4 protein-coding genes are annotated in these 7,730 nt (G+C 44.9%); 3 read left to right on the top strand and 1 reads right to left on the bottom strand.

Annotated elements, in window-relative coordinates:
- Positions 1-86: 86 nt before the first annotated feature.
- Positions 87-1,130: a LacI family DNA-binding transcriptional regulator gene (locus A8O25_RS06180; protein WP_066832164.1), complete on the bottom strand. Its 1,044-nt coding sequence runs from the start codon at positions 1,128-1,130 to the stop codon at positions 87-89.
- 424 nt (positions 1,131-1,554) lie between these two features.
- Between A8O25_RS06180 and A8O25_RS06175 the strand changes: the two genes are divergently transcribed.
- From A8O25_RS06175 to A8O25_RS06165, 3 genes are read left to right on the top strand one after another with little or no spacing between them, the layout of a single operon-like run.
- On the top strand, positions 1,555-4,659 hold the full coding sequence (locus A8O25_RS06175) for a SusC/RagA family TonB-linked outer membrane protein (RefSeq protein ID WP_066832161.1): 3,105 nt from the start codon (positions 1,555-1,557) through the stop codon (positions 4,657-4,659).
- Positions 4,660-4,714: 55 nt separating this feature from the next.
- On the top strand, positions 4,715-6,199 hold the full coding sequence (locus tag A8O25_RS06170; RefSeq protein ID WP_066832159.1) for a RagB/SusD family nutrient uptake outer membrane protein: 1,485 nt from the start codon (positions 4,715-4,717) through the stop codon (positions 6,197-6,199).
- 18 nt (positions 6,200-6,217) lie between these two features.
- A complete protein-coding gene (locus tag A8O25_RS06165; protein WP_066832157.1) occupies positions 6,218-7,660 on the top strand; it encodes a cadherin repeat domain-containing protein in 1,443 nt (480 codons plus the stop codon).
- The last annotated feature ends 70 nt before the right edge of the window (positions 7,661-7,730 follow it).

Here is a 7,730-nt window from a genome sequence, read left to right as displayed (position 1 = left end):
ATCACATAAAGAACCTACGTGCCGTTTTCGGGCATGTTTTAGGAAACAGCGAAAAGGACATGGTTGAAAAATATATCCGGAAAAAATCAGACGTGCTTGCGTTGCGAAGACTCCCTGATCACCAATACAGGGTCAAGGATGATTTTTGTGGGGGCCTCGGTTTCCTCTTCCACTATCTGGCCGTTTCCTTTTTTTGCCATGGCATTCAGGAACAGTTGGAAAGACTCTTCGCCCATACGGGCCGGTTGCTGGTCTACAGAGGAGAGCGAAGGGGTGACATAGGGGCTGAATGACTCATTCCCGAAGCCGATCAGCCCTACCTGGCCCGGCATCTGGTAGCCTAACTGTTTAATACGCTGCAGCGCCCCCAGAGCCGTGATGTCAACTGCGGCAAAAATGGCATCAGGTTTACGGGGCGTCTGCATGAGCTGCTCGGCACACAACTGACCAGACTCAATAGAGGTTTTGCCATATTGGATCAGGTCATCATCAACGGGGAGATTGTACGCGCGGAGGGCATCTGCGTAGCCGCAAAGCCGGTCGTTGAAAATTTTGACATGCTGCGGGCCAGAGATGTGGGCAATACGGGAATAGCCCTGGCCAATCAAATGCTCAGTGGCCATGTAGGCCCCGCGGTAGTCATCTACCACCACAGAAGGCGACTCCAGCTCATCTTTTACCCGGTCAAACAGGATCAGCGGTACTTTGCGTTTCTTCACATCATAGAAATGGTCCAGGTTGGGCGTGTCCTTTGCAATAGAAGCAATGATACCGTCCACACTGGTCTGTAGCAGGGTTTCCACCCCCTCCACCTCATACTCGCCCGTCTCATGCGACTGGAACAGCAGGATGTTGTAGCCATTGCTCCTGGCAACCTTCTCAATTCCGTGAACCACCGCCCCAAAAAAGCCTATGTCTGAACTGGGAATGATGATGCCTATGATGTTGGTTTTGCCGGAACGCAGGGAGGAAGCCAGTCTGTTCTGCCGGTAATTCAGGTTCAATGCCGCGGCTTTAATCATTTCTTTGGTGGCGGCGCTTATAGAAGGGTGGTCATTCAGTGCCTTAGATACAGTAGAGGGCGTACTGTTTACTTCTCTGGCAATGTCATGTATGGTTACTCTAGCCATAGGGCATTAAACGGTTTCGTACGCAATTAACTAACAATCTTTGAACCTGCACAGGGTATTGCAGAAACAATAATAATAGACCAAATACCAACGATTTCCTTGATAAAAAAGCAATAGAGGCTAACTTTACCTTAAAGGAATTGGCAGTCGTTTACCCAAAGCTAATTAAACATATCTTAAAAAGAAGCGGCTAAAACTCTATTTTATTGAAAAAGGGGTTTTTCAGCAGGTGCTTTTTAGAAAATCGTTAAAAATTATTCTTTTTTTGTTTGCCTGAAAGCTTTGAGATTTGATTGAAAATTCCTAAATCGCTAAGGAAAACGATTTCCTAAAAAGAGTTATAATTTTAAAAGCTTGTTCTGTAGATAGTTACCACCTGGCATCTCTGCAAACAAAATTGTTAACCACTCCTAATTCTTCATCTATGTTAGACGTATTACAAAAAGATTTACCGCCTTCTAAAAAAAGTGCTGGTGAAATTTTTACCAGGAGGTTTTATGCCTGCCTCCTGTTTGCCCTGGCTTTGCTTGTAGCCAGCAGCGGAGCGGTCTCTGCCCAACAGAGGAATGTGAGCGGAACGGTAAGAGGGGAGGGCGGCACTCCCCTGATTGGCGTGACAGTTCTGGTAAAAGGAACCTCTACTGCCACTGCCACTGATGTAAACGGCGGCTTCTCTTTACCTGTCACCGGTAATACCGCCACCCTGGTGTTCTCATACATTGGTTATCTGAACCAGGAGGTGGCCGTGGGTAGCCAATCAAACGTTTCTGTAACGCTGTTAACTGACGCCAAGGCCCTGGAGGAAGTAGTAGTGGTTGGTTATGGTACCCAGAACAAAAGAGATCTTACGGGTTCTGTGGCATCACTGAATGAAAAAGATTTCAATGCTGGCCCAATCACCAGTCCATTGCAGCAGATTAACGGGCGTGCCGCAGGTGTCACCATCAACCAGGTGGGAAATGAGCCGGGTCAGGCGCCCAGCATCCGGATTAGAGGAATAACTTCTTTGATTGGAGGCAATGATCCTTTGGTGGTAGTGGATGGAATCCAAGGAGATTTGAATCTTTTGAAACAAATCCCTCCTAGTGAAATTGAATCCATTGAGATTTTGAAAGATGCTTCGGCCACTGCTATCTACGGTTCACGGGGAGCTGCCGGGGTGGTTTTAGTAAGTACAAAAAAAGGCAGAGCCGGGGAGACCAATGTTGAATACAGCGGAACTGCCTCATTAGAGCGTATCTCTAAAAGCTATGACCTCCTGTCTGCCTCTGAGTATAGAGCGGCTGCTGCCTCTAGAGGAGTAAGCAACTCTTATGATTATGGTGGAGACACAGACTGGCTGGATGCAATCATTCGTGCCGGTTCTACCACTACCCACAACCTGGCGGTATCTGGCGGCAATGACAATTTTAGCTACAGAACCTCCCTTACCGGTATTTTCCAGCAAGGAATTATTAAAAAGTCAAACTCTGAAAACTACATAGCGCGTTTTCAGGGAACGCAGAAAGCCTTTAAAGACAAATTGGCCTTGACTTTCAACTTGAATACCTCCGTTTTATCTAATGATTATAACAATGGGGGAAGAATCAATGATGCCATCAACCGCAGACCCACAGACCCTATCTATGTAGAGCAACCACTGTTTAAAGATGTAGGGAATTACTTTATTGATCCAGCCGGCTTCAATTACTTAAACCCTGTGGCCAGAACCATGGAGATTGTGGACCGTGATAAAACTAATAATCAGTTTGGGAGCTTAAGGGCAGAGTACAACCTTTTGCCCGGCCTCACCGCCACCGCGTTTGGGTCTTGGCGCAGAACCAGCAGAGAATATGAGAATTACTCTTCTGCCAGAACAACCATAGAGGGGGCCAGAAACATTGGAGACCCAGCCCCAAGCGATTTATCAGAAGAGGAGAAGAGAGTTTACATCAACAACCTCCCAGATGGTATTGCCTCCAAAGAATCTAATGGCTCAGATGAGAGATTGTTTAACTTCATGTTGAACTATAAGAAGGATTTTGGTGACCACAGCATTGATGTGATTGGAGTAAATGAGTGGCAAAAACAAGTTTACAACGGTTTTAGAGCAACCTCAAGAGGTTTCTTAGTGGATAACGCCAATAACCTGAGCTCACTTCAGTCAGCAGATCCTACCTTGTTTCAGCAAGGCAATATTACCTCGTATAAGAATGACAGAACCCTTTCCTCTTTCTTAGGGCGTGTAAACTATTCTTACAAAGATAGATATCTCTTCAGTGCCAGCTTTAGACGTGACGGTTCCTCTGTTTTTGGAGCCAATAACAAATGGGCTAATTTTTATGCCGTTTCTGGTGCCTGGAGGATTATTGAAGAGGGTTTCATGAGCAACCTCACTACCCTGACTGATTTGAAGATAAGAGTAGGATACGGTGAAACAGGAAACCAGCAGGGATTGGGTCCATTGAATTCAGTACGTCTGGTAAACCCAGATGGAACGGTGTTCTTTGGAGGTTCTGTTATCCCTAACTTCTCCATCACTCAGAATGAAAACAGAGATTTGCGTTGGGAGGTTAAAAAGATGTTTAACGCAGGGGTGGATTTTGGTCTGTTTGAAAATAAACTTACCGGTTCTATTGACGGATATTATGGCCTAACCAGCGACTTGCTCTTTGATTATAGCGTACCTCAGCCTCCGTACCCATTCGGGTCAATAAAAGCTAATATTGGGGAAATCATGAACAAAGGACTTGAGGCAAGCCTTAGCTATGCCCTAATTGACAGAGAGGAGTTTGGGGTAACCTTGGCCGGAAACGTCTCTACCACTAAAACTGAAATCAACGATTTAAATGGTAGTTTAAACGGACTTCCTTTAGAGACCAACTATGTAATATGGGGTTCAGGGGGTACCACAGGGGTAGCTTCCACTAACAATGCCATCTCCCACTTAATTATTGGGCAACCCTTAGGTACTTTCTACTTGTTCAAACATGCTGGAGTGGATGCCTTTGGTAACCAGATTGTAGATGACTTGAACAATGATGGAATCATTTCTGATGGCAACAGAGAAAACCCAGACCGATACATAGCCGGACAGGCCTTGCCTAAAGTAACATGGGCTTTCACTCCTTCTGCCCGTTACAGAAGATTTGACTTAAATATGGTGGTAAGAGGAGCCCATGGCCATAAGATTTTCAACGCTAGAAGAGCAACCTTGAGTGCGCTTGGTGCTTTCGGTCAAAACAACATGTTAAAGTCTGCTCTAGAAGATGGTATAAACAGTCTTACATACGCCACTGACTACTGGTTAGAAGATGGAGATTTCGCTAGGTTGGAGAACCTTACCATTGGATATAATGTCAACTCTAGTAGGTTAAGAGCTATCAAAAACCTGAGGCTGTCATTCACGGCCAATAACCTCTTCGTTATTACTGGCTACTCCGGTATTGACCCTGAATTAAGCACCAACGGTAGCTCAGGGTTTGGAATTGACTACGGTATTTACCCTCGTACCCGCAGCTTTGCATTTGGGGTAAACGCAACTTTTTAATTTTATGATATAGGAGATACACTTTTAGTGTCTCCTATTTAACCAAAGCTTTTATATGAAGAAGATATTTTATTCAGCCTTTTTATTTGCCTCCCTTACCTATGTAGGTTGTACAGACTTGGATGAAGGTATTTATGGGCAGCAGGTGGCCGATGACTTTTACGCGACAGAAGTAGGGGTGAATGCTGCTCTCGCTAATATCTACAACGAGGTTCGTGGAGATTGGAACGGAAAGGGCATTGCTGGCGCAGACCGCGGATGGTTTGACTTAAATGAATCCTCCACAGATGAGATGATGATTCCAAGACGTGAAAACGGAGATTGGGATGACAATGGAATCTGGCGGGCCATGTACACCCATACCTGGACAGGGTCACAGGAGTTTATAGGTAATACCTGGAACTGGTTGTATCGCAGTGTGTTCAAGTGTAACCTTGCGGTGGAGCTATTAACCAAAGCCAACGCTGACCCAGCCAGAATTGCTGAGGCTAAGGTGCTCAGGGCTTATTTCTACTATATGCTCATGGATGGATGGGGAAATGTCCCCTTTTATACAGAGAATAACTTGACCATAGATCAAATACCCCAAACCCCAAGAGCTGAGATTTTTAAATTTGTTGAAAGTGAGTTGAAGAATAACGTTGATTTACTGCCAGCCACAAAAGGGGGGCAGTTCTACGGGAGGTTCAACAAATGGGCGGGTTATGCCTTGTTAGCTAAACTGTACCTCAATGCAGAAGTATATACTGGAACGGCAAGATGGTCAGAGGCAATTGCGGCATCAGATAAAATCATCAATGAAGGTGGCTTCTCCTTGGTACAATCACTCTACGACAATGCCGGACAGCAAGCTATCTTTGGAGATAGGTTACCAGACCAAGAGGTGATACTGGCGGTTTATGTTGATGCGTTGACCGCTCCGCGTAATATTATCGGAATTAGATCACTAAACGCCGCCCATGCTGCTGCTTTATTTGGGTTTAGTGGCTGGAATGGAGCTACGGCACACCAAGACTTTATCAACAAATACTCAGACGAGGATAAAAGGAAGGCGCAATGGCTAGTGGGGCCTCAGCCTGGTAACGTTACTTATAACCTGAATATCTCTTCCCTGAATTCTGCCGGGAACACAGATGGTGCAAGAAATGCAAAGTATTTCCCTGTACCTCCCTATGAGAGCAACAACAGTAGCTCAAATGATTTCCCTGTTTATCGTTATGCAGATGTTTTGTTGACCAAGGCAGAAGCAATTTTAAGAAGTAATGGGAACGAGCTAACGGCCAGAGCCTTGGTGAACGAGGTAAGGAACCGTGCCGGTCTGGGTAATTTGACCTCCGCCGTAACATTAAGCGAAGTGTATGATGAGCGTGGCCGTGAACTGGTGTGGGAGGGGCACCGCCGTCAGGACATGATTCGTTTTGGTACTTTCACTGCTGCAAGGGCATTTAAACCAGCAAGTACAGATAAGTATAAACTGTTCCCAATACCAGCTGAAGCAATTGCTAATAACCGTACTTTGGTACAGAATCCTGGTTACTAAGAATTTAATTAATATGTTATGAAAAAGTTTTTAAATCCTTTTCTGTTCATTAGCCTCTTTGCAAGTCTCTTTCTCTGGGGATGTGAAGATGATTCAGTAGAGCCTATGTTCCAGGAGGTTCAAAATCAGGAGTATGATCTTGTGGTGTTATCAGATGCTACTTCCAGTGTGCCGGTATCTTTTACCGCCGCCGCCGATGAACTTTCTAAAGTAACGGTAGAAATTACCCCTTTGGGCTCTTCTCAGGTGATTGCCTCTAACCAATTAACCAACATAAAGGCTACAACCTTGAATAGAGTCAATTTAGGGGTGCCTTTTCCAGGTAGTAAAGATGCCCCCACCGGTATTTACACGGTTACCTATAAGATGACCAGTAAAGCTGGGGAACAGCAAACGGGCACCTATAATATCAATGTGGTAAATAATTTAACCTCAATCCCTTGTACTTATACAAGTGCTTTGCCAACAGGGAAAACAGTTTGGGTAAGACTTTATTTGCCCAAAGGGGAAGATTTGCCAGCCAATGATAATACCATCTACATCACGGGCAGCTTTGGGGCCAGAGAAGGTGGTACTGATTGGGACGGAGGCAATGGGCCGCACAAATTTACACGGTTATCAGACAATTGCTACGAGATAGCCATGCACCTGGTAGAAGGAGATCAATTCAAGATTACTAGAGGCACTTGGGATAAACAGATGACCACTGGTTCAGGTCAGGATTCTGATAATATTGTGTACAAAAATGAGAAGTCCATTCAGATTATTGTAAGAAACTGGAAAGATAGACCGCTTGTACCTTTTGAATTACTGGATATTCCTAGTAGCGCCGTAAAATCGGGAATGCTAACAGTTGTAGCAGATTTAGACAAAGACATCCAAGCTAAAGATGATAATTATTACTTGGTAGAGAAAGGAGCCACCAGCCTTGCAAATGCCATTAAAATGGTGCCATTTTCTGAAGCAAACAAAGTTGCGGCAGCTGCCCCTAGAAAAGCTGGAGTAGAGTACGTGGTGGTTAAGGGTGATGCTTCCTCAACGGGTAAAAACAGATACGGTTTTGCCCAAACCGCTACCTGGGATGGAAAAACAAACCCTGCTAGAATTGCTGTAGGAAGCTTTGGTGATGCAGCCTTTACCTTAGGAAATAAAATTGTGATGGTAGGAAACGCCACTCCTGGTGACTGGGGCGCCTCATCTGGTCAGGACTACACAAAGACGGCTCCAGGTAAGTACTCTATTACTATAGATTTAAAAACTGATAGCAATTATCTGTTGCTGCCAGAATATAACCAATGGAATGATAAGTGGGGAGTGGGTGCAGGGACTGTGACACAAGGCACATTGGCTTCGCAAGGCGGTGGTTCAGACTTTTCTACTAAAGGACTAGCAGCAGGGAGATATAAAATAGATGTAGATTTCACTGTGGGTACTGGAACCTACAAGCTTACCAAATTATAGAGTTCTTATGTATTAAAGTTTTAGAGGCTATCCCTTTACTGGAAAGGATAGCCTCTTTTCTTTTCCTTGG

Origin of the sequence: Rufibacter ruber (genome assembly GCF_001647275.1) — a bacterium.
In the GTDB taxonomy this organism is placed as follows: domain Bacteria; phylum Bacteroidota; class Bacteroidia; order Cytophagales; family Hymenobacteraceae; genus Nibribacter; species Nibribacter ruber_C.
Note: the sequence above shows the minus strand (reverse complement) of the source record. Positions and strands in the feature narration are given on the sequence as shown.

Excerpts from the sequence above, each read along its gene's own strand:
- A8O25_RS06180 (WP_066832164.1), bottom strand. The coding sequence starts at position 1,130 with ATGGCTAGAGTAACCATACATGACATTGCCAGAGAAGTAAACAGTACG.
- A8O25_RS06175 (WP_066832161.1), top strand. The coding sequence starts at position 1,555 with ATGTTAGACGTATTACAAAAAGATTTACCGCCTTCTAAAAAAAGTGCT.
- A8O25_RS06170 (WP_066832159.1), top strand. The coding sequence starts at position 4,715 with ATGAAGAAGATATTTTATTCAGCCTTTTTATTTGCCTCCCTTACCTAT.
- A8O25_RS06165 (WP_066832157.1), top strand. The coding sequence starts at position 6,218 with ATGAAAAAGTTTTTAAATCCTTTTCTGTTCATTAGCCTCTTTGCAAGT.